Origin of the sequence: Stenotrophomonas sp. (assembly GCF_032061965.1) — a bacterium.
Classification (GTDB): Bacteria; Pseudomonadota; Gammaproteobacteria; order Xanthomonadales; family Xanthomonadaceae; genus Stenotrophomonas.
The window spans coordinates 16,420-38,376 of the sequence record NZ_DAMBEF010000004.1 but is presented as its reverse complement, the minus strand read 5'-3'; the positions used below and the strand labels follow the sequence as shown (position 1 = coordinate 38,376).

Annotated in this window: 16 protein-coding genes; 8 read left to right on the top strand and 8 right to left on the bottom strand. The window is 65.3% G+C overall.

Annotation, left to right across the window (positions count from 1 at the left end):
- Window positions 1-187: 187 nt before the first annotated feature.
- Window positions 188-4,129: a phosphoribosylformylglycinamidine synthase gene (purL, locus tag RT460_RS03165; RefSeq protein ID WP_313317114.1), complete on the bottom strand. Its 3,942-nt coding sequence runs from the start codon at window positions 4,127-4,129 to the stop codon at window positions 188-190.
- Window positions 4,130-4,417: 288 nt separating this feature from the next.
- Between purL and RT460_RS03160 the strand changes: the two genes are divergently transcribed.
- Window positions 4,418-6,568, top strand: coding sequence for a glycosyl hydrolase family 18 protein (locus tag RT460_RS03160; RefSeq protein WP_313317113.1), 2,151 nt, complete (start codon window positions 4,418-4,420; stop codon window positions 6,566-6,568).
- A gap of 74 nt (window positions 6,569-6,642) precedes the next feature.
- Here RT460_RS03160 and RT460_RS03155 read toward each other — a convergent pair whose 3' ends face one another.
- Window positions 6,643-7,422, bottom strand: coding sequence for a DsbC family protein (locus tag RT460_RS03155; protein WP_313317111.1), 780 nt, complete (start codon window positions 7,420-7,422; stop codon window positions 6,643-6,645).
- A 240-nt stretch (window positions 7,423-7,662) separates the two neighbouring features.
- The gene (gene xerD / locus RT460_RS03150; protein WP_313317109.1) at window positions 7,663-8,640 is read right to left on the bottom strand and encodes a site-specific tyrosine recombinase XerD; all 978 of its coding nucleotides are present in this window, start codon (window positions 8,638-8,640) and stop codon (window positions 7,663-7,665) included.
- A gap of 71 nt (window positions 8,641-8,711) precedes the next feature.
- On the opposite strand from xerD, the gene RT460_RS03145 reads away from it, so the two are divergent.
- Window positions 8,712-9,173, top strand: a complete 462-nt coding sequence (locus RT460_RS03145) for an RDD family protein (RefSeq protein WP_313317108.1) — start codon at window positions 8,712-8,714, stop codon at window positions 9,171-9,173.
- A 147-nt stretch (window positions 9,174-9,320) separates the two neighbouring features.
- Here the strand turns inward: RT460_RS03145 and lptG are convergent, their stop codons facing one another.
- Window positions 9,321-10,427, bottom strand: coding sequence for an LPS export ABC transporter permease LptG (gene lptG, locus RT460_RS03140; RefSeq protein WP_313317107.1), 1,107 nt, complete (start codon window positions 10,425-10,427; stop codon window positions 9,321-9,323).
- Window positions 10,424-11,509 carry an LPS export ABC transporter permease LptF gene (lptF, locus tag RT460_RS03135; RefSeq protein WP_313317106.1) on the bottom strand — a complete coding sequence of 362 codons (1,086 nt, stop codon included), beginning with the start codon at window positions 11,507-11,509 and terminating at the stop codon, window positions 10,424-10,426. The genes lptG and lptF overlap by 4 nt, the downstream gene beginning before the upstream one ends.
- Before the next feature lie 104 nt (window positions 11,510-11,613).
- Between lptF and RT460_RS03130 the strand changes: the two genes are divergently transcribed.
- The 4 genes from RT460_RS03130 to RT460_RS03115 all read left to right on the top strand — a co-directional run bounded on the left by RT460_RS03130 (window position 11,614) and on the right by RT460_RS03115 (window position 17,864).
- A complete protein-coding gene (locus RT460_RS03130) occupies window positions 11,614-13,086 on the top strand; it encodes a leucyl aminopeptidase (RefSeq protein WP_313317105.1) in 1,473 nt (490 codons plus the stop codon).
- A gap of 139 nt (window positions 13,087-13,225) precedes the next feature.
- Window positions 13,226-13,651: a DNA polymerase III subunit chi gene (locus RT460_RS03125; protein ID WP_313317223.1), complete on the top strand. Its 426-nt coding sequence runs from the start codon at window positions 13,226-13,228 to the stop codon at window positions 13,649-13,651.
- 111 nt (window positions 13,652-13,762) lie between these two features.
- A complete protein-coding gene (locus RT460_RS03120) occupies window positions 13,763-16,618 on the top strand; it encodes a valine--tRNA ligase (protein WP_313317104.1) in 2,856 nt (951 codons plus the stop codon).
- Window positions 16,619-17,039: 421 nt separating this feature from the next.
- Entirely contained in the window at window positions 17,040-17,864 is an 825-nt protein-coding gene (locus tag RT460_RS03115; protein WP_313317103.1) for an EamA family transporter, read from the top strand.
- 22 nt (window positions 17,865-17,886) lie between these two features.
- On the opposite strand, the gene rimI is transcribed toward RT460_RS03115, so the two are convergent.
- From rimI to pssA, 3 genes are read right to left on the bottom strand one after another with little or no spacing between them, the layout of a single operon-like run.
- Entirely contained in the window at window positions 17,887-18,372 is a 486-nt protein-coding gene (gene rimI / locus RT460_RS03110) for a ribosomal protein S18-alanine N-acetyltransferase (protein ID WP_313317102.1), read from the bottom strand.
- Window positions 18,369-18,836 carry an alanine acetyltransferase gene (locus RT460_RS03105; RefSeq protein WP_313317101.1) on the bottom strand — a complete coding sequence of 156 codons (468 nt, stop codon included), beginning with the start codon at window positions 18,834-18,836 and terminating at the stop codon, window positions 18,369-18,371. The genes rimI and RT460_RS03105 overlap by 4 nt, the downstream gene beginning before the upstream one ends.
- Complete coding sequence (gene pssA, locus RT460_RS03100; protein ID WP_313317099.1) at window positions 18,833-19,612, bottom strand: CDP-diacylglycerol--serine O-phosphatidyltransferase; 780 nt, start codon at window positions 19,610-19,612, stop codon at window positions 18,833-18,835. Before pssA ends, RT460_RS03105 begins: the two co-directional genes overlap by 4 nt.
- A gap of 81 nt (window positions 19,613-19,693) precedes the next feature.
- Between pssA and RT460_RS03095 the strand changes: the two genes are divergently transcribed.
- Both RT460_RS03095 and RT460_RS03090 read left to right on the top strand, forming a co-directional pair.
- Window positions 19,694-20,080, top strand: a complete 387-nt coding sequence (locus RT460_RS03095) for a DUF4124 domain-containing protein (protein ID WP_313317098.1) — start codon at window positions 19,694-19,696, stop codon at window positions 20,078-20,080.
- A gap of 141 nt (window positions 20,081-20,221) precedes the next feature.
- A complete protein-coding gene (locus RT460_RS03090; protein WP_313317097.1) occupies window positions 20,222-21,916 on the top strand; it encodes a proline--tRNA ligase in 1,695 nt (564 codons plus the stop codon).
- Window positions 21,917-21,957: the final 41 nt, after the last annotated feature.

The following is a 21,957-nucleotide window of genomic DNA, read 5'->3' as shown; positions in this document are numbered from 1 at the left end:
GCAAGCCGGGAATGTGAATTCCGAAGTGTTTTCGAACGATTTCAATGTGATAAAAAAATGGTTGGGTACTGGCTAGCCGGAGCACCTGCAGCTGTACCCAGGTACAAACAAAAAACCCGCAGGCCTTGGCCTGCGGGTTTCTTCAAACATCGATGTACGCAACTGGACGTTTGGTGTCGCAGCCTGCTCAGCCGCACCATACTCTTGCGTTGCGGAACATCCGCAGCCACGGCGAATCCTCACCCCAGCTGGACGGTGCCCAGCTCAGGTTGGCTGTCCGCGGGGTGCGTTCCGGGTGCGGCATCAGGATGGTGACGCGACCGTCGCTGGTGGTCAGGCCGGTGATGCCGTCAGGTGAACCGTTCGGGTTGAGCGGGTACTGCGTTGCCACACGCCCATCACCATCGACATAGCGCAAGGAGACGCTGGCCGCAGCCTGGTCCACCGCACTGTCGAACTCGGCACGGCCTTCGCCGTGTGCCACCGCCACCGGCAGGCGCGAGCCCGCCATGCCGCGGAGCAGGATGGAGGGCGACTCCACCACTTCCAGCAAGGCGGTGCGTGCCTCGAACTGTTCGCTGGCGTTGCGCAGGAACTTGGGCCAATGCTCGGCACCGGGGATGATGGCCTTGAGCTGGCTGATCATCTGGCAGCCGTTGCACACGCCCAGGGCGAAGGTGTCGCTGCGGGCGAAGAAGGCCGCAAAGGCCTCACGCAGCGCAGGACGCTCCAGGATCGACGTTGCCCAGCCACGGCCTGCACCCAGCACGTCGCCGTAGCTGAAGCCACCGCAGGCCGCCAGGCCGCGGAAATCCGCCAACTGCACGCGGCCCTCGATCAGGTCGCTCATGTGCACGTCATAGGCATCGAAACCCGCACGCTCGAAGATGTTGGCCATCTCGATCTGGCCGTTGACGCCCTGCTCGCGCAGGATCGCCACCTTCGGACGCTTGCCACTGGCAATGAACGGCGCGGCCACATCCTCGGCAGGGTCGAAGGCCAGCTTCGGCTTCAGACCCGGTGCGTTGAAGTTGCGCGCAATGGCACGTTCCTGATCGGCAGCATCGGGGTTGTCCCGCAGCTTCTGCATGGCGTGGGTGACCGACCACCAGGCGTCGAACAACTCTTCCCAACGCCATTCCACCAGCGTGTCGCCGCCCAGCTGCACCCGCACCACCGGTGCGGTGGTCGGGCGCGCGATGCGCTGTGCGCACTCGGTCAGTGCATGGCGCTCGACCAGGTCAGCAAACGCCGCGCGGTCTTCCTTGGCGATCTGCACCACAGCGCCCAGTTCTTCGTTGAACAGGCTGCGGAACGGATCGTCGCCCCAGGCATCGAGCACGATATCCAGGCCCATGCGCGAGGCAAAGGCCATTTCGCACAGGGCCGCAAAGGCACCACCGTCGCTGCGGTCGTGATAGGCCAGCAGCAGGCCTGACTCACGCGCGTCGCAGATCAGGTCAAAGAACGCGCGTAGGCGCTGCGGGTCATCCAGGTCCGGTACTTCACCGGCAAAGGCCGGCAGCGCGCTGTGGTCGGCCTGGGTCTGCGCCAGGATCGAACCGCCCAGGCGCTGCTTGCCAGCACCCAGACCAATCAGCCACAACTCGCTTTCAGCTTCCCGGTCGAGCAGCGGGGTTAGCTGCTGGCGTGCATCGGCCACCGGCGCGAACGCGGTGATCACCAGGGACACCGGCGACACTGACTTGTGATGGATGATTTGGGATTCGGGATTCGCAACGGCAGCACTGCTACCTGCGCCACTGTTCTCCCCAATCCCGGCTCCACTCCACTGCGCCTGCATCGACAGCGAATCCTTGCCCACCGGGATGCTGATATCCAGCGCCGGGCACAGCTCCATGCCAACCGCCTTCACTGCGTCGTACAACAGCGCATCTTCGCCATTGTGGCCGCAGGCAGCCATCCAGTTGGCCGACAGCTTGACCGTATCCAGTGCAGTCACCGGCGCAGCGCACAGGTTGGTGATGGCCTCACCCACCGCCATACGCGCCGACGCCGCGGCGTTGAGCAGCGCCAACGGGGTGCGCTCACCCAGCGACATCGCTTCGCCGGCATAGGTGTCGAAGCCGGCCAGGGTGATCGCCACATCGGCCATCGGCAGCTGCCACGGGCCGATCATCTGCTCGCGCGCGGTCAAGCCACCGACGCTGCGGTCACCGATGGTGACCAGGAAATTCTTGGCCGCCACGGTCGGATGCGCGAGCACGCGCAGGCCGGCGTCATGCAGGTCGATGCCGGCGGTCTTGAGCTGCGGCCAACGCGGTGCGGACGGATGTGCAGTGTCGCGGTGCATCTTCGGCGCCTTGCCGAACAGCACGTCCATCGGCAGATCGATCGGGGCATCGGCGGGGATGTTGCCCGGCGTCGCGCCGTAGGCGACAACCAGGCGCTCTTCGGCCGTGGCAATGCCCACCGCCGCGAACGGGCAACGCTCGCGTGCACAGATGTCGGTGAACTCGCCCAGTCGCTCGGCCGGGATACCCAGCACGTAGCGCTCCTGCGATTCGTTGCACCACAGTTCCAGCGGCGACAACGACGGATCGTCGGTGGGCACCTTGCCCAGGTCGATCACGCCGCCAACGCTGGAGTCGTGCAGCAGTTCCGGGATCGCATTGGAAAGGCCGCCTGCGCCGACGTCATGGAAGAACTTGATCGGGTTGTTCGTGCCCATGGCCACGCAACGGTCGATCACTTCCTGGCAGCGGCGTTCCATTTCCGGGTTGTCGCGCTGCACGCTGGCGAAATCCAGTTCCTCGGCGCTTTCGCCCGAAGCAACCGACGAAGCCGCACCGCCGCCCAGGCCGATCAGCATCGCCGGACCACCCAGCACGATGACCACGTCACCGTGCTTCAGCAGCAGCTTGTCGACCTGCACGCGGTCAATCGCGCCCAGGCCACCGGCCAACATGATCGGCTTGTCGTAGGCGCGGGTAATACCGTCTTCCGGCAGCTCGAAGCTGCGGAAGTAACCCAGCAGGTTCGGCCGGCCGAATTCATTGTTGAACGCAGCGCCGCCCAGTGGGCCGTCCAGCATGATGTCCAGCGCCGGCGCCATGCGCGGGTTCAGCGCGCGCGGCGCTTCCCATGGCTGCGGCAGGGTCGGGATGCGCAGGTGCGAGACCGAGAAGCCGGTCAGGCCTGCCTTAGGCTTGCCGCCGCGGCCGGTGGCGCCTTCGTCGCGGATCTCGCCGCCGGCGCCGGTCGAGGCGCCCGGGAACGGTGCGATCGCGGTCGGGTGGTTATGCGTTTCCACCTTGATCTGGAAGGCGCTGGGCACGATCGCTTCACTGCGGTACTTGCCGGTGGCCGGGTCCGGGCGATAACGCGCTGCACGCTCGCCTTCGATCACCGCCGCATTGTCGCTGTACGCGCTGAGCGTGTGCTGCGGGGTCTGCTGGTGGGTGTTCTTGATCATCTTGAACAGCGAGCGGTCCTGCTCGTTGCCATCGATGGTCCAGCTGGCGTTGAAGATCTTGTGCCGGCAATGCTCGGAGTTGGCCTGCGCGAACATCATCAATTCGACATCGGACGGATCGCGGCCCAGTTCGCCATAGCGCTGGCGCAGATAGTCGATCTCGTCATCGGCCAGGGCCAGGCCCAGGCGCTTGTTGGCGCCTTCCAGGTCAGCCAGGGCGATGCGCTCAAGCTGTCCGCGCGCCAGGTGGCTGAACAATGCCTGCGCCTGATCGATGTCCTGCAGCAGCGATTGGGTCATCGGGTCATGCAGCAGCTTGGCTACGGCGGCCTGCTGGGCAGGGTCGCTGGGCCATCCACTCAGATCGATGCGGGTACCGCGCTCCACGCGCTGGATCGGCAGGCCGGCACCGCGCACCAGCTCGGTAGCCTTGCTTGACCAGGGCGACAAGGTCCCCAAGCGTGGCACCACATAGCGCGACACCGCGCCATCGGCCCGCTCGGCGGTCTGCGGCTGGCCTTGCAGGATGCGGCCCAGGACAACCTGGTCAACCGCGCCGGCATCGGCGGCCTGGGTGAAATAGACATGCCAGGCACCGGTGATACGCAGGTCGGCGGCGATGGACTGCAGGCGGGATTCAAGACGTTCGCGACGGAACGGCGAAAGGGCAGCTGCGCCCTCGAGGACGATCATGTCCGGGAGACCATGGTGGGAATCGGGCCCGCCATTGTACCGGAGTCGGCCGCCCCAGCCCGCTTTCCGCCGGCACGGGTTCAGCCGAAACCTTCGTCCTTGACGGGAATCACCCCTACGCCCGGCTCCGCCGGGATGGAAGCAGAGCCAGCCACCCACGTCGCTATCCTCACCGGGCCGGCGCAATCGCTCCGGTTTCCCCTTGAATTACGGCCCCCGGCCAGGCGTCAACACGCCTGCCAGGCCGAAGGCGTGCCACGCCAAATCCGTTTCTGGAGAACGACCTTGATGGACCATCCCCGCTGCCCCCGTAATCCCTCCACCACGGCTGCCCGATGGCGCAGATGCCGCCCGGCCAGTGCCTTGCTGGCCCTGGCCAGTGTCTGCACGCTGCCTGCCGCCTACGCCGCCGATTGCACCGGGGTCAGCCCGTGGCTCGGCACCCGCATCTACCAGCCAGGGCAGACCCTGACCAAGGACGGCATCCTGTACCAGGTCCGCCAGACCATCTGGAATGCACCTCCGGGCCACCCCGCCGGACGTCGCTATTACACCTCGCTGGGCAGCTGCGGCCAGCCGAGCCCCGGCCCAGCAGCCAACCAGGCCCCGACCGTGCGCATCACCGCACCCTCCAGCGGCACCCACGCCCTGGCCGGCAGCCGCATCACCCTCAGCGCCGATGCCCGCGACGCCGACGGCCAGATCCGCCAGGTTGAATTCTTCAACGGCAGCACCTCGCTGGGCATTGATCGCAGCGCGCCCTACAGCATCGTCTGGCAGGCCAACCCCGTGGGCCTGCAACGTCTGACGGCGGTCGCCACCGACAACCTGCAGGCCAGCACACGCTCGGCCGTGGTTGAAGTCCGGGTGCGCGCCGATGACAAGGACAGCATCGCGCCCAGCGTGCCGGCCAAGCTTGTCGCCGTGGCGCGTAGCGCCCACAGCATCCAGCTCAACTGGGCCGCTGCCGCCGACAACCCCGGTGGCAGCGGCATCGCCGGCTATGACGTGTACCGCGATGGCACGCTGATCGCATCGCCGCTGGCGAGTCAGTACCTGGACACCGGCCTTGTCCCCGAAACCGCCTATCGCTACGTCGTCCGCGCCCGCGACAAGGCCGGCAATGCCTCGGCCCACAGCGCGGCAGTCAAGGCCGTCACCTTGGCCGAACCTGCGCCATCGCCGGGCGGCGGTGATCCCTCCCCCGGCGGCGATCCGGGCGCCGCCGGCAAGCGCGTGATCGGCTACTTCACCCAATGGGGCATCTACGGGCGCAACTACAAGGTCAGGGACATCGACCGCAGCGGGGCCGCCACACAACTCACCCATATCAACTACGCCTTCGGCAACGTGCGCAACAACCGCTGCGAAGTGGGCGTCACCCAGGCCGCCGATGCAGGGAGCGGTGCCGGTGGCGATGCCTACGCCGACTACACCCGCAGTTTTGGCGGTGCCGAAAGCGTCAGCGGCGTTGCCGACCGCTGGAACCAGCCGCTGCGCGGCAACTGGAACCAGCTCAAGCAACTCAAAGCCAAGCACCCGCAGCTGAAAGTGCTGATCTCGCTGGGTGGCTGGACCTGGTCACGCGGCTTCGCCAGCGCTGCGCGGCCGGAAAACCGCCAGGCCTTCGTCGCGTCCTGCATCGACGCCTACATCAAGGGCGACCTGCCATTCACCGACAATGCCGGCGGCAAGGGCGTGGCGGCAGGCATCTTCGACGGCATCGACGTCGACTGGGAATATCCGGCCGCCTGCGGCCTGACCTGCGGTAGCCCCGCTGACCGGGAGAACTTCACCGCACTGATGGCCGAATTCCGACGCCAGCTGGATGCGGTGCGGCCCGGACTGCTGCTCACCGTTGCCGTCGGCGCCGGTATCGACAAGATCCGCGCGACCGACCCCGGGCAGTACCACCGCCACCTGGATTTCATCAACGTGATGACCTACGACTTCCACGGCGCCTGGGCCGGTCGTACCAACCATCACTCCGCCCTGTTCGACAGTGCCGCAGATCCCTCCACTGGCGATGCCCGCCTGTACAACAGCAATGACGCGATCGAGGCCTACATCAGCCGCGGCGTACCGGCGGCCAAGTTGAACCTGGGCATCGGCTTCTACGGTCGCGGCTGGACGCAGGTGCCACCCACCAACAACGGTCTGTACCAGAGTGGGCGTCCCGCCAACGGGCGTTACGAGGCTGGCATCGAGGATTGGAAAGTACTCAGCAAGCTCGGTTGGCCGACCTACACAGACCCGGTCGCAAAGGCCAGCTGGTTGTATGACGGCACCACCTTCTGGAGCGTGGACACCCCGGAAATGATTGCCACCAAGATGGCCTACGTCAAAGCACAGGGCTTGGGCGGTGCGTTCTTCTGGGAGTTCAGTGGCGATGACACGCAGGCCACCCTGGTCAAGAGCGTGAGCCAGGGGCTGAAGTAAGCGGCCTGAAACGCAAACGGCCCTCCCGGTTACCGGGAGGGCCTTTATCTGCAGCACGCGTTATGCAGCAGGACTCAGCGGCTGCCGCCGGCCGTGCCGATACGTTCCAACGCTGCCTTCAACTGCGCCGGCGGCAAATAGCCCCCCAACTGGCTGCCATCGGCGGCAAAGATCGCCGGCGTGCCATTGATGCCCAACTGCTGGCCCAGGTTGTATTGCATGGCCACCGGATTGGTGCAGGTCTTGGCCGGCACCGGCTGTCCACCCTTGGCCGCAGTGAGCGCCGCCTTGCGGTCGCTGGCGCACCAGACCGAGATCATGTCGGTGTAGTCCTTGCTGCCAAGGCCCATACGCGGGAAAGCCAGGTATTCGACGGCAATGCCATTGCGGTTCAGCTCGGCAATGTCCTGGTGCAGTTTGCGGCAATAGCCGCACTCGATATCGGTGAACACGCTGACCGTGTACTTGGCATTCGGCGGCGCGAATACGATGCGATCCGAATGCGGCAGGGTTGCCAGCAACGTGCGGCGGTAATCCAGCAACCCCGGGCTGGTGGCCTGCGCCTTCTTCTCGATGTCGTAAGGCGTGCCCTGCAGCAGGTAGCGGCCGTCATCGGTCACATACAGCACCTGGCCGGAAACCAGCACCTCGCGGAAACCGGGGAACGGCGCGGCACCGATGTATTCGGGCTTGAGGTTGGGATCCAGTTCCTTCAGCGCGTCGCGCACATGCTTTTCCACCGGGCCGTCAGCGACGGGGGTAGCAGCACTGGCAGCAACGGTAGGAGCCGGCTGCTGGGCGCAGGCGGTGAGGCTGATCGCGCCAAACAGCGCGGCAATGGCAAATCGGAACATGGCGACCCATCGGAAGAGAACCCGTGGATTCTCGCACACCGCCTGTGTAGAGACAGCGCTGACGCTGCTGCGCCAGAAGCTGTGAGTACGGCAGGCATTGGGGGTGAAACTGCGTCGCGCAATACGCCAGTTCCACCGAATCGGTGCTGGAATCGTGGAAGTTTGGGTTGTCGTGATCGAAATGGTTCGGGGTCTGAAGCCGCCTTGGCTTCGCGATATATGCCGCTTCTACCGGCATGCTCAGCCGCGCGGATGGTGCTTTCGGTGCAGTTTCTGCAGGTGCTCGCGCGCCACCAGGGTATAGATCTGGGTAGTGGACAGCGAACTGTGCCCCAGCAGCATCTGCAGCGCGCGCAGGTCGGCACCGTGGTTGAGCAGATGGGTCGCAAAACTGTGCCGCAGCCCATGCGGACTGATCTTGCCGGGGTCGATCCCCGCGACCGCCGCACAGCGTTTCACCAGTGACCAGAATTGCTGCCGGGTCAATGGCTTGCGTGTTTCCTCGACGAACAACGGCACCTGCCCCTCGGCCGTGGGAGCAACCGCCTTGCCGCCACTGAGCACGGGCCGCGCGGTAGCCAGATAACGCTCCAGCCAATGCTGCGACTCCTCGCCCAATGGCACCAGCCGCTCCTTGCTGCCCTTGCCGGTCACCCGCAGCACGCCTTGGCGCAGATTGACGGCGTTGGCGGGCAAGTTGACCAGCTCACTGACACGCAGGCCCGCCGCGTACATCAGCTCAAGCATGGCGCGATCACGCAGGCCTTGTGGCGTGTCGATGTCCGGTGCCGCCAACAAGGCCTCGATCTGGCTTTCGGCCAAGGCCTTGGGCAGGGAGCGTGGCAGCTTGGGTGGTTCGAGCAGGGCGGCCGGGTCGTCTGCACGCTCACCCCGTTTGAGCGCCATCCCGAAGAAGCCACGCAAGGCCGACAGCAGCCGTGCATTGCTGCGCGCCGACCAGCCATGGCGGGTACGCCAGGCCAGATAGTCGAAGAGACCCGCGCGATCCACCCCGACCAAGCCACCGCCGGCGCCATCGCGCCATCGGGCCAGCCCCTCCAGGTCCCGCCGATAACTGTCCAGCGACGCCCTGGCCAAACCTTGCTCGGCCCAGATGGCGTCCAGGAAGCGCTGGATATGGCGGCCATCGGCCTCGCCCAGGGGTGGCAGTTGCTGCACCAGTTGGCGGCGCTCGGCGGGAGTCAGGGAAGCAGGCATCGGCATAAGGATAGGGCCTGCACCACCCCCTGCCCATGCACGCGACGAGGGACAGGCCGTATGCTCGGGCCATGAGCGCACCTGCCCTTGCCGACACACCCCGCCCTTCCGCCCTGCTGCTGCGCCGGCTTGCCGCACTGTTCTACGACCTGTGGCCGGTGCTGGCCTTGTGGATGCTGGTCTCAGGAATTTTCACCCTGGGCTATACGCTGGCTGGCCACGCCAGCCGCGAGAACATCCACCCGTTCAGCGCCTTGCAGTGGCTGCTGTGGTTCTGCTGCTGGCTGGTAGCCGGCCTGTATGCGACCGAAAGCTGGAAACGCGGAGGCCAAACCCTGGGCATGCGCCCGTGGCGGCTGCGCCTGGAAGCACTGGACGGCAAGCCGTTGCGTCGCTCAATGCTGTGGAAGCGTTATGCCGTGGGCACCCTGTCGCTGCTTTGCGGCGGACTGGGATTCGTCTGGGCGTTGTTTGACCGCCAACGCCTGACCCTGCACGACCGCCTCAGCGGCACCCGCCTGGTGAAACTGTAGTGCCGAGCCATGCTCGGCAGAGGCTTCCCCTGTAGTGCCGAGCCATGCTCGGCAAAGGCATTACCCGCAAAAAGCGCCCTCACCCCAACCCCTCTCCCGTAAACGGGCGAGGGGCTCGCAAAAGACACTCAGTGCGGGGAACCGCAGCTACCCTACCCTGCGTCGCGACAGCCAACTGGAAATGGCCAGCATCAGGATCGGCGGCAACGCATAGGCAATGCGGTAGTCGAACTTCAAGGCACCGGCCATGCGGCCGAAGAACATCTGCAACAGCAGGAAGCCGATCGCAAACAACATGCCCAGGAACAGCCGCTTGCCCATGCCACCACTGCGCAGCGAGCCGAACGCGAACGGCACCGCCGCCAGACACAGCGCCAGCACGTTCAATGGGTAGAACCAGCGGCTCCAATAGGTGTCTTCGTAATCACGCGCGTCCAGCCCATTGCGCTTGCGGTAGTCGATGCTGGTCTTCAGCTCGGCAGCACTCAGGCTGCGCGGCTTGGCCAACCCCGATGCAAGCGCGGCGGCATCCAACTTGGAATCCCACGGCTTGCTCGCCGCCACCTCACGCTTTGCCGAACGCTCGCCGAACGTGTCGGTGCGAACGTTCTCCAACACCCAGCCGCGTTCGTCGTGACGCGCCGTTGCGGCGTACGTGAGGCTGGCGAGGTTGCCTTTCTCGCTCAAGGCATACAACCGCACCTCGTGCAGCAGCAGGCGGGATTTGCCGTTGTCGTCCAACTGCTCCTCGCCCGTCTGCGCGTTCAGGAAGGTGCTGCCTTCACGCGCCCACAAGCCGGAATAACGGGCGCTGGCCATGTCGGTGTTGTAACGGGCACTGGTCTTGAGGACATCGGCCCGGTTCTGTGCCCACGGCGCCAGGGTTTCGCCATTGACCACCATCAACACCGTCAGCAGCGACAGCGAGATGGCCACCGACACCGCGATCCGGCGGCGGGACAGACCGACCGCACGCAGCGCCGTCAGTTCCGAGGTCGCGGCCAGCTGCCCCAGGCCCATCAGCGCGCCAATCACCGCCGCCATCGGGAACAGGGTGTAGGCACGGCGCGGCACGGTGTACAGGGTCCAGGCGATGGCGTGGCCGAACGAATAGCTGCCATCACCGATGTTCTTGGCCTCGCCGGACAGCGCCATGATTGCGTCCAGGCCCAGCAATACCAACCACACCAGCAGCACGGTCGCCAACACGGTGCGACCAACATAAACGTCATGGATGCGCGGGGTCAGCCTCATGCCTTGGCTCCTGCGCGGCGACGGACAAGGCGCCCGTCACGGAAATACAGCCACAGCGCAAAAGCAAGCAGCGGCAGGGTCAACCACCACATCCCGAGGCCCATCGGCACCTTGCCGTCGGCCAGCCATTGCCTGCCCAGGATCGACAGGTTGACCCCCACCATGTAGGCCAGGAACGCCATCATGATGCGGCCGTAACGTTGCTGGCGCGGCGCGCTGCGGGCCAGCGGCAAGGCCAGCAGGGCGAACGCAAACGCCAGCAGCGGCGGGGTGATGCGCCAATGCAGCTGGGCCTTGGCCTCCGGACGCGGGTCGCTGAACAGCTGGCTGGTGGGCATCATTTCCGGGTCATCCTTGTCCCGCACTTCGTCGCGGTCAGGCAGGGCCACCTCGTTGCTGGCATAGCGCATCAGGCGGTAATCCAGCTCACCGTTGGCCGGGCCCTCCACGCGGTAACCGTCCTCAAGACGCAGGAAGCGCTGGCGCTCCCCCTCGAAGAACATCGAACCGCTATTGGCCGAGACGACGTCGATGCGGTCGTCTTTCTGACGCTGCATGAACACCTGGCCCATCTTGGTGCCGTCCTCGCTCAGCGAGGCCAGATAGACCACGCCGCCGCCGGACAAGGTGGTGAACTTGCCCGGCTCCAGCCCGGCCACCACCATGCTGCGGCTGGCATCGTCGACCATCTGCTCGGCGGTGCGATCGGCCCAGGGGCCCAGCCACAGCGAACACAGCGCAACCAGGCCCACGATCGGCAACACCAGCATCAGGATCGGTCGCAGCAGGCGCTTGGGACCAACGCCGACGCCGGTCAGCACCGCCATTTCCGAGTCCCGGTACAGCCGGGCAATGGCCAGGGCCATGCCCAGCAACAGGGCCAAGGGCAGGATGATGGGCAGGTAGACGATGAACTGCAGCCCCAACTGGGACAACAGCAGGCCCGCCGGGATGCGGCCGTCGGCCACCTTGCCCAGCACATCCACCAGCACGCCGCCCACGCTGACAACCAACAGGATGATCAAAGTGGCCAGAAAGCTCTGGAGGAAGTCGCTCAGAAGGTAGCGGTCAAGCTTTGCCATAGGGTCGGTGGTTTAAACTCTCTGTTTAGTCCGCGGCGCGCCCGGCCTTGACGGCCTGGCGAAACAGCCTGCGATTGTACGGATTTGGCAACGGAATCTGATCAATGTCTCTGGAATTCACCCTGAACCACGCCACCCCGGCCTCCGCCGCGGTGGATTGCGTCATCGTTGGCGCCTTCTCTGACAAGTCGCTGTCCCCGGCCGCACAGGCCCTGGATACGGCCTCTGGTGGCCGTTTGGCAACCCTGGTCGAGCGTGGCGATGTTGGCGGAAAGACCGGCAACACCACCCTGCTGCACGATCTGGCCGGTGTCACCGCCCCGCGCGTGCTGGTGGTTGGCCTGGGCGACCCGGCCAAGTTCGGCGTTGCCCAGTACCTCAAGGCCGTGGGCGATGCCGCCCGCGCCCTGAAGACCGGCAACACCGCCAATGCGCTGTTCACCCTGTCCGAACTGCCGGTCAAGGAGCGCGACGCGGCCTGGAACATCCGCCAGGCGGTGATCGCCAGCAACCACGCCAGCTACCGCTACACCGCCACCCTGGGCAAGAAGAAGCCCGAAGCCCCGGGCCTGGCTACCCTGGCGATCAGCGGCGAGGACGAAACCGCGCTGCTGCAGGGCCAGGCCATTGCCGCCGGCGTGGAATACGCCCGCGAGCTGGGCAACCTGCCGCCGAACTACTGCACCCCGGCCTACCTGGCCGAATCTTCGGTCAAGTTTGCCGCCGAGCACGACGGCGCCGAAGCCGAGATCCTGGACGAGGCGCAGATGGAAGCGCTGGGCATGGGTTCGCTGCTGGCCGTGGCCCGTGGCTCGGCCAACCGCCCCAAGCTCGTCGTGCTGAAGTGGAACAACGGCGGTGAGGCCAAGCCCTACGTGCTGGTCGGCAAGGGCATCACTTTCGACACCGGCGGCGTCAACCTGAAGACCCAGGGTGGCATCGAGGAAATGAAGTACGACATGTGCGGTGGCGCCAACGTCATCGGCACCTTCGTCGCCACCGTCAAGGCCAAGCTGCCGCTGAACCTGGTGGTGGTCGTTCCGGCGGTGGAAAACGCCATCGATGGCGACGCCTATCGTCCGTCCGACGTGATCACCTCGATGTCCGGCAAGACCATCGAAGTGGGCAATACCGACGCCGAAGGCCGCTTGATCCTGTGCGATGCGCTGACCTATGCGCAGCGCTTCGAACCGGCCGCGCTGATCGACGTTGCAACGCTGACCGGCGCCTGCATGGTGGCCCTGGGCCACCAGACCGCCGGCCTGATGAGCAAGCATGACGACCTGGCCAACGAGCTGACCGCCGCCGGCGAAAACGTGTTCGACCGCGCCTGGCGCCTGCCGCTGTGGGACGAGTACCAGGGCATGCTGGACTCGAGCTTTGCCGACGTCTACAACATCGGCGGCCGCTGGGCCGGCGCCATCACCGCTGGCTGCTTCCTGTCGCGCTTCACCGAAGGCCAGCGCTGGGCGCACCTGGACATCGCCGGCGTCGCCAGCGACGAAGGCAAGCGCGGCATGGCCACCGGCCGCCCGGTCGGCCTGCTGACCCAGTGGCTGCTGGATCGCGTTGCCTAAGCTAGAACCGGGGTTGGAAACCGGGGTCAGAGTCGGGTTTTGCCGGGGTCAAAACCCGACTCTGACCCCGGTTTCCAACCCCGGCAAAACCCGACTCTGACCCCGGTTTTCCAACCTCTTCCCTCCACTTCCTAGTGACCTGATGCGCGCCGACTTCTACCTGATCGCCAAGCCGCGTTTTCTCACCGAACCGTTGAAGCTGGTGTGCGAGCTCGCACGCAAGGCAAACGATGGCGGTCTGTATACGCTGGTTCTGGCCCGCGACCAGGCCCAGGCCGAGGAACTGGACGAGCTGCTGTGGTCGTTCGACCCGGACGCCTACATCCCGCACCAGATCATCGGTGAGGACGTGGACGAGGAAGAAGCCATCGTGCTGATCGCCGCGCCCGGCGCCCAAGCACCGGAGCGGCCACTGGTCATCAACCTGCGTGATGCGCCCTACCTGGGCAGCTGCGACCGCGTGCTGGAAGTGGTGCCGGCCGATCCGGAAGCCCGCGAACCACTGCGTGAGCGCTGGCGCCAGTACAAGGCCGCCGACTACACGCTCAACAAATACGACATGTAGTAAAGCCAGGAACCAGTGGACAGGAACCGGCAACGTAGTTCCTTCCCCACCTCACACTGGCTTGCAGCTCCCACACTCGTTTCTAGTTCCTAATTACTGGCTCCTGCCCCAATGACCCAACTCGCCTCCAGCTACGACCCCAAATCCTTTGAAACCGCGCTCTACGAGTCGTGGGAGAAGGCCGGCCTGTTCAAGCCGTCCGGCAAGGGCGAGCCGTACACCATCCTGCTGCCGCCGCCGAACGTCACCGGCACCCTGCACATGGGCCACGCCTTCCAGCAGACGCTGATGGATGCGCTGATCCGCTACCACCGCATGCGTGGCTACGACACGTTGTGGCAGGTGGGTACCGACCACGCCGGCATCGCCACCGAAATGGTGGTCAGTCGCAACCTGGCGCTGGAAGGCAAGGGCGAAACCCGCGATTCGCTGGGCCGCGATGGCTTCATCGGCAAGGTCTGGGAGTGGAAGGCGCACTCCGGCAACGTGATCGAAGGGCAGATGCGCCGCCTCGGCACCTCGGCCGACTGGTCGCGCAGCACCTTCACGATGGACCCGGGCCCGAGCGAGGCAGTAATCGAGTCCTTCATCCGCTGGCACGAGCAGGGCCTGATCTACCGTGGCCAGCGCCTGGTCAACTGGGACCCGGTGCTGAAGACCGCCATTTCCGACCTGGAAGTGGAAAGCGTGGAAGAAGACGGCTTCATGTGGTCGATTGCCTACGCGCTCAACGACGGTGCCAGCTATGAGCACGTCGAAGTGGACGCCGACGGCAACGAAACCCTGCGCGAAACCCGCAACTACCTGGTCGTGGCCACCACCCGCCCGGAAACCCTGCTGGGCGACACCGCGGTGATGGTGCACCCGGAAGACAGCCGCTACGCGCACCTGATCGGCAAGAGCGTGACCCTGCCGCTCACCGGCCGCAGCGTGCCGGTGATCGGCGACGACTACGTCGACAAGGCGTTCGGCACCGGCGTGGTCAAGGTGACCCCGGCGCACGACTTCAACGACTACCAGGTGGGCGTGCGTCACAGCCTGCCGATGATCAACCTGTTCACCACCACCGCCACGCTCAACGAGAACGCCCCGGAACGGTACCGTGGCCTGGACCGTTACGACGCGCGCAAGATGATCCTGGCCGAGCTGGAAGACCTGGGCATCCTGGTCGAGACCAAGTCGCACAAGCTGCAGGTGCCGCGCGGCGACCGTACCGGCCAGGTGATCGAGCCCTACCTGACCGACCAATGGTTCGTGAAGATGGACGGGCTGGCCAAGCGCGGCCTCGAATTGGTTGAGAACGGCGCGATCAAGTTCGTGCCGGGCAACTGGATCAACACCTACCGTCACTGGATGGAGAACATCCAGGATTGGTGCATCAGCCGCCAGCTGTGGTGGGGCCATCGCATCCCGGCGTGGTTCGACGAAGCCGGCAACTGCTACGTGGGCCGCAACGAATCCGAAGCACGCGCCAAGGCCGGGCTGGGCGACGACGTGGTGCTGACCCAGGACAGCGACGTGCTGGAGACCTGGTTCTCCTCACAGCTGTGGCCGTTCTCCACCCTGGGCTGGCCGAACGAAGCGGCGATGGCCGAGCGTGGCTTTGACCGCTACCTGCCGTCGAACGTGCTGATCACCGGCTTCGACATCATCTTCTTCTGGGTGGCGCGCATGATCATGGCCACCGACAGCTTCACCGGCCAGATCCCGTTCAAGGACGTCTACATCACCGGCCTGATCCGCGACGGCCAGGGCCAGAAGATGTCCAAGTCCAAGGGCAATGTGCTGGACCCGCTGGACATCATCGACGGCATCACCATCGACGACCTGGTTGCCAAGCGCACCCATGGTCTGATGCAGCCGAAGATGGCCGAGAAGATCGAGAAGGCCACCCGCAAGGAATTCCCGGACGGCATCATCGCCCACGGTGCTGATGCGCTGCGCTTCACCATCGCCGCGCTGGCCACGCATGGCCGCGACATCAAGTTCGACATGAGCCGCGCCGAAGGCTACAAGAACTTCTGCAACAAGCTGTGGAACGCCAGCCGCTTCACCCTGATGAACACTGAAGGCTTCGTACTCCCCTCTCCCACCGGGAGAGGGGCTGGGGGTGAGGGTGCGCCTGCCGCCAAGACCGATGCCGAGAAGTGGATCCTCGCGCGCCTGGCCAAGGTCTCGGCCGAAGCGCAGCAGCACTTCGCCGACTACCGCTTCGACCTGTTGTCGCAGGCGCTGTACGAGTTTGTCTGGAACGAATTCTGCGATTGGTTCCTGGAACTGACCAAGCCGGCACTCAACGGCGACAACGCCGAAGACGCCGCCAGCACCCGCCACACCCTGCTGTACGTGCTGGAAGCGGTGCTGCGCCTGCTGCACCCGCTGACCCCGTTCGTCACCGAGCAGCTGTGGCAGCAGGTGGCACCGCGCCTGGGCATCACCGACGCATCGCTGTCGCTGCGCGCCTACCCGACCGCAACGGAGTTTGCCGGCGACTACGCGCAGGCCGAAGTCGACGTGGAGTGGTTCAAGGTCATGGTCAGCGCCCTGCGTCGCGTGCGCAGCGAGTTGAACGTGCCGCCGTCCAAGCAGGTCCGCCTGTTGTTGCAGCGTGGCCAGGACACTGATCGTGCACGCGTGGAGCGCTTTGCCTCGCAGCTGCGCTTCCTGTTGAAGCTGGAGAGCATCGACTGGCTGGCGGCTGATGCGGTGACGCCGCCCGCTGCGGCCGCGATTGTCGGCGAGCTGAAGCTGCTGGTGCCGCTGGAAGGCCTGGTGGATCTGGACGCCGAGCGTGCACGCCTGGAAAAGGAAATCGCCCGCGTTTGTTCGGAGAAGGAAATGAGCGAAACCAAGCTGTCCAAGTTCACCGACAAGGTGCCGGCGGCGGTGGTCGAGCAGGAGCGTGTGCGTCTGGTCGATTGGAACAGCCAGCTGGCTGGCCTGCAGGAACAGCGCGCGAAGCTGTAAGGCTTGCTGGTTGCTGTTGTGGAAAACGCCGCCGTTGGGCGGCGTTTTCTTTTGTGCGTATTGGAAGCGAAGAGCTGGAAATCAAAAGGCGGAAGCTCCCTCATCCGCCCTGTCGGGCACCTTCTCCCGCAAGCGGGAGAAGGGAATGCAATGCACCATGCACTTCTGCAGGGTTACTGAGCAAACAGCTTTACTCGCTTTGGCTTTGGCTTTGGCTTTGGCTTTGGCTTGAGCGTGATCGCGCGACCCACCCATCACGGTGCAAAAATCACTGCATTCCCTTCTCCCGCGCGCGGGAGAAGGTGCCCGACAGGGCGGATGAGGGCGGTTTTGCCTTTCGCCTTTTCGCCTTTCACTCCCCACAACCCCACCACCCTTCAATCCCAGCTACCCTCCACAAGCCTCCAAACCAACCACCGCAATGTCCCTCGGCATCTTCTGCGCCGTCCTGCTCGCCGCCCTGCTCCACGCCAGCTGGAATGCCATCGTCAAACTCGGTGGCGACAAACTGCTGACCACCATCCTGGTCACCGGCTGGGCCGCCGCGCTGTCAGCCATGATCCTGCCCTGGCTGCCAGCGCCTGCAGAACAAAGCTGGCCCTGGCTCGCAGCGTCCGCCGTGCTGCAGACCGGCTACTACGTGCTTATCGCCCGCGCCTATCACAGCGCCGACATGAGCCTGTCCTACCCCTTGATGCGCGGTTGCGCGCCGCTGCTGGTCGCCATCGCCGGCACCTGGCTGTTCAACGAACACCTGCCCGCCAGCGCCTGGGCAGGGATCGCCCTGATCAGCGGCGGCATCCTGTGCATGGCGGGCAGCAGCAAGGGCGGCAACCTGCGCCTGCCGCTGTGCATCGCGGTGGTCATCGCCAGCTACACCCTGGTCGACGCGCAGGGCGCGCGATTGTCGGGCAATGCCTTGAGCTACACGCTGTGGCTGTTCCTGCTGTCCGGCCTGCCGCTGCCACTGTGGGCGCTGTTCGCGCGCCGCGCGCAACTGGGCAGTTATCTGCGTGGCAACTGGCAGCGCGGTCTGATCGGTGGCATCGGCACCACCGCTTCGTATGCGATCGCACTATGGGCGATGACGCTTGCGCCGGTGGCGGTGATCGCCGCGCTGCGCGAAACCTCGATCCTGTTCGCGTTGCTGATATCGGCGTTGTTGCTGAAAGAGCACCTCAGCCGCCGGCGGTTGCTGGCCGCCGGGCTCATCGTCATCGGCGTGATGGTGTTACGACTGTCGTGACAACGCGGACCAGAGGTGCTGCTTAAAGCGGGGGCATCACGCTGATGTCGTCGTCCACCAGTTCCATCGCCATCACCAGCGCATCCTCGCGTCCGCTCGCGGTGGGGTAATAGCGCGGGCGGCGGCCAATCTCGTTGAAACCCTCGCTGTGGTACAGCGCGATGGCCGAGGTATTGGACGGGCGCACTTCCAGAAACACCCGCAAGGCACCGCGCTGGCGGGCCACCCGCACCAGTTCGCGCAGCAATCGCCGGCCATGCCCGCGGGACTGACAAAGGGGATCAACGCAGACATTGAGCACATGCGCCTCGTCGGCGGCCAGGCTCAACATGCCATAGCCCACCAGGCCATCGGCCTGCTCCAGCACACGCCCGGGGTAACCGGCCTGCAGGCAGTCCTGGAAAATGCCGCGCGTCCACGGGAATGGGTAGGCACGCAGTTCGATCTCCATCACTGCGTCCAGATCGTCCACGAACATCGGGCGCAGGCTGGGCCCGGCCGAACTCATTGACGCATCTTCCGCCGCAGCGCGCGCAGCTGCGGCCACAGCGCCCGCTTGGCCGCCGGGTTGGCGCGCAGCTCGGCCAACGGCCAGCTGTCCATCAATACGCGGGTCTGCGGATCATTGGGATTGCAGCCGGAAGCGCGCAACAAGGCGATCTGCAGGCGGTCCGGCATGCGCAGGCTGCCGCCGCGGCGCGGCGGGGCCGATGCGGCTGTCGGCGGTGCCACCGGCGCGGTACGGGGCGCCTGCGGCGCCCTGGCAGCAGGCGCGCGATGGGCTGCTGGCGGCACCGGCCGCGCGGCAGCCGGCACCTCGTTTTCCATGGCTACCGGCGCACGCTCGGGCGCAGCCGGCTCCATCAGCGGTGCATCCAGCGCCCCGCCTTCCAGATACAACGTATAGCCCATCGCCTGCAGCAAGGCCTGCTGCTGCGCGGACCACAACGGCGCGGGCGCCGAACCGGTCATTCCACCTTGCCCGGGGTCGAGCGACCACGTTGCAACAGCCACATCACCGGCCCGGACAGGGCATAAACCACGCCGACCACGAACAACGTGCGCGGCAGGTCCACCACCAGGATGGCGATAATGATCGGCACCAAGGCCAGCACCACGAACGGCACGCGCTCGGAACGGGGGCCCTTTTCGCCGCCGCCCTTGAAGCTCCAGAAGCGGATGCGGCTGACCATCAACAGGCCAGATACCAGCGTTACCGCCAGCGCCACGTAGCGCAGTTCCTCGCCGTTCCAGCCCAGGGTGCCATCAGCAAAGGCCCAGACGAAGGACATCATCAAGCCGGCCGCCGCAGGGCTGGCCAAACCGACAAACCAGCGCTTGTCGACCGTACCTACCTGGGTATTGAAGCGGGCCAGCCGCAGCGCGGCGCAGGCCGCGTACAGGAATGCCACCGACCAGCCGACCCGGCCCAGCACCTCGCCGTCGTACTTCAGCGAGGACAGCGCCCAGTGGTACATGACCAACGCCGGCGCCATGCCGAAGCTGACCAGATCCGCCAGGGAGTCGTATTGAACGCCGAATTCGCTGCTGGTACCGGTCAGGCGCGCAACCCGCCCGTCCAGCCCATCCATCACCGCGGCGACAAAGACGGCGATGCTGGCATTGACGAAATCGCCGTTGGAGGCAGCAATGATGGCGTAGAAGCCGGCAAACAGCCCGGCGGTCGTGAACAGGTTCGGCAGCAGGTAGATGCTGCGCGAACGCGGTGGGGGTCTCATTTCATCCATGCCGCCCAGTTTAATCGACTTGCCAGCTACGTCACCGGGTGCTGCAATCGGCGCCTGCCCCTGAACTGCCCTGGAGTTGCGATGCGCGCCCTGCCCCGTCTCTGCTGCCTGCTGCTGCTTGCCAGCGCCACCGCCAGCGCTGGCAACCTCTACAAGTGGACCGACGCCAACGGCGTCACCCAGTACTCCGAACGGCCGCCGACTGGCCAGAAGTATGAAACCCGCCGGGTGACCAACAGCGGCGCCTCCGTCCCCGAGGCCACTGCAACCGCCGCCCCGACGGAAGACGCCCGCTGCACGACGGCTCGCCGCAACCTGGACCTGCTCAATGGCAGCGGCCCGATCACCCATGACACCGACGGTGACGGCAAGGCCGATGCCCAACTGGATGAAAGCCAGCGCGCCACCCAGAAGCAGCTGGCCGAGGCCATGGCCGCAGCGTATTGCAAACCTGTCAGCAGCAACTGATCAGTTCACCAGGCCCCGGCCAACCCGGGGCCTGGGATACCTGGCAAGGCGCAGATAGGCGGCGGCGTAAAAACCCAAGCTGCCCGGCAGGCGGGAAGACTGGCAAAATAGCCAATCGTCCGTTTTGCGAAGCCCCCTGCCATGCGCCTTTCCCGTTTCCACCTGCACACCACCAAGGAAACCCCCGCCGACGCTGAACTGGTCAGCCACCGGCTGATGCTGCGCGCGGGCATGATCCGCAAGCTGGCATCGGGCCTGTATACCTGGTCGCCGTTGGGCCTGCGGGTGCTGCGCAAGGTGGAAGCCATCGTCCGCGAAGAAATGAATCGCGCTGGCGCGGTGGAACTGCAGTTGCCCACCATCCAGCCCAAGGAGCTGTGGGAAGAAACCGGGCGCTGGGAGAAATTCGGCGGCCAGCTGCTGAAAATCAAGGACCGCAAGGAGCAGGAATACTGCTACAGCCCCACCGCCGAGGAGGCCATTACCGACTTCGCGCGCCAGGAACTGTCCAGCTACAAGCAGTTGCCGGTCAATTTCTACCAGGTACAGACCAAGTTCCGCGACGAAATCCGTCCGCGTTTCGGCGTGATGCGCTCGCGCGAGTTTCTGATGAAGGACGCCTATTCCTTCCATCTGGACGACGCCAGCCTGGTTGCTGAATACGAGAACATGAAGACCGCTTACAGCCGTATTTTCACCCGGCTGGGTCTTGAGTTCCGCGCAGTCCAGGCAGACTCGGGCGCCATCGGTGGCGATGCCTCGCAGGAATTCCATGTAATCGCCGAATCCGGCGAGGATGCGCTGGTGTTCTCCACCGGTTCGGACTACGCCGCCAATGTCGAGGCCGCCGTTGCCGCCGACCCGGCGCCGCGCGCGGCTGCCAGCGAGGAGCTGCGCAAGGTGGATACCCCCACCCAGAAAACCTGTGAAGACGTCGCTGCGCTGATGGGCATCGCCCTGCTGCGCACGGTCAAGTCGGTGGCGGTGATGACCACCGACGGCGACTTCGTTCTGGCGCTGGTCCGCGGCGATCACGAAGTCAACGAAATCAAACTGGCCAAGGTCGCCGGGCTGGCAGATTACCGCATGGCCAGCGAGGCGGAGATTGCCGATTATCTGGGCAGCGAACCGGGTTTCCTGGGACCGTTGAATCCGCGCAAGGCCATCCGGGTGGTGGCTGACCGCGAAGTAGCCGCCATGGCGGATTTTGTCGTCGGTGCCAATCAAGCGGGCCAGCATATTGCCGGCGTCAATTGGGGACGCGACCTTGCCGAGCCGGAAGTGGCCGACATCCGCAATGTCCAGGCCGGCGACCGTGCCCGCGACGGCGGCGAACTGAAGATTACCCGCGGTATTGAAGTGGGCCACGTCTTCCAGCTGGGCCGCAAATATGCCGAGGTTTTGAAGGCCACCGTGCTCGACGAGAATGGCAAGGCCGCGGTAATGGCCATGGGCTGCTACGGCATTGGCGTATCGCGCATCGTCGCTGCCGCCATCGAGCAGAACAACGATGACGCTGGCATCCTCTGGCCGGTCGCGATGGCGCCCTGGCAGGCCGTGGTGTGCATGATCAACCCGAAGCAGGACGCGGCGGTCACCGCTGCTGCCGAGGCCCTGCTGCAGGAACTGTTGAACGCAGGCGTGGACGCCGTGCTGGATGATCGCGGGCTGCGCCCGGGTGCAATGTTTGCCGATATGGAGTTGATCGGCATCCCCCACCGCATCGTGGTTTCCGAGCGCGGCCTGGCAGCAGGCACCTTCGAATACCGCGCCCGTGCCGCAAGCGAGGCTGAAAATCTGGATCAGGCCTCGGTATTCCAGCGGATTATTGGCTAAGTGAAACACCTGAAAAGCCGGGGCACAGTCCCGGCTTTTCA

What these genes read in the sequence shown, in the direction of transcription:
- purL (WP_313317114.1), bottom strand. Translation starts at nt 4,129, where the DNA reads ATGATCGTCCTCGAGGGCGCAGCTGCCCTTTCGCCGTTCCGTCGCGAA.
- RT460_RS03160 (WP_313317113.1), top strand. Translation starts at nt 4,418, where the DNA reads ATGGACCATCCCCGCTGCCCCCGTAATCCCTCCACCACGGCTGCCCGA.
- RT460_RS03155 (WP_313317111.1), bottom strand. Translation starts at nt 7,422, where the DNA reads ATGTTCCGATTTGCCATTGCCGCGCTGTTTGGCGCGATCAGCCTCACC.
- xerD (WP_313317109.1), bottom strand. Translation starts at nt 8,640, where the DNA reads ATGCCTGCTTCCCTGACTCCCGCCGAGCGCCGCCAACTGGTGCAGCAA.
- RT460_RS03145 (WP_313317108.1), top strand. Translation starts at nt 8,712, where the DNA reads ATGAGCGCACCTGCCCTTGCCGACACACCCCGCCCTTCCGCCCTGCTG.
- lptG (WP_313317107.1), bottom strand. Translation starts at nt 10,427, where the DNA reads ATGAGGCTGACCCCGCGCATCCATGACGTTTATGTTGGTCGCACCGTG.
- lptF (WP_313317106.1), bottom strand. Translation starts at nt 11,509, where the DNA reads ATGGCAAAGCTTGACCGCTACCTTCTGAGCGACTTCCTCCAGAGCTTT.
- RT460_RS03130 (WP_313317105.1), top strand. Translation starts at nt 11,614, where the DNA reads ATGTCTCTGGAATTCACCCTGAACCACGCCACCCCGGCCTCCGCCGCG.
- RT460_RS03120 (WP_313317104.1), top strand. Translation starts at nt 13,763, where the DNA reads ATGACCCAACTCGCCTCCAGCTACGACCCCAAATCCTTTGAAACCGCG.
- RT460_RS03115 (WP_313317103.1), top strand. Translation starts at nt 17,040, where the DNA reads ATGTCCCTCGGCATCTTCTGCGCCGTCCTGCTCGCCGCCCTGCTCCAC.
- rimI (WP_313317102.1), bottom strand. Translation starts at nt 18,372, where the DNA reads ATGAGTTCGGCCGGGCCCAGCCTGCGCCCGATGTTCGTGGACGATCTG.
- RT460_RS03105 (WP_313317101.1), bottom strand. Translation starts at nt 18,836, where the DNA reads ATGACCGGTTCGGCGCCCGCGCCGTTGTGGTCCGCGCAGCAGCAGGCC.
- pssA (WP_313317099.1), bottom strand. Translation starts at nt 19,612, where the DNA reads ATGGATGAAATGAGACCCCCACCGCGTTCGCGCAGCATCTACCTGCTG.
- RT460_RS03095 (WP_313317098.1), top strand. Translation starts at nt 19,694, where the DNA reads ATGCGCGCCCTGCCCCGTCTCTGCTGCCTGCTGCTGCTTGCCAGCGCC.
- RT460_RS03090 (WP_313317097.1), top strand. Translation starts at nt 20,222, where the DNA reads ATGCGCCTTTCCCGTTTCCACCTGCACACCACCAAGGAAACCCCCGCC.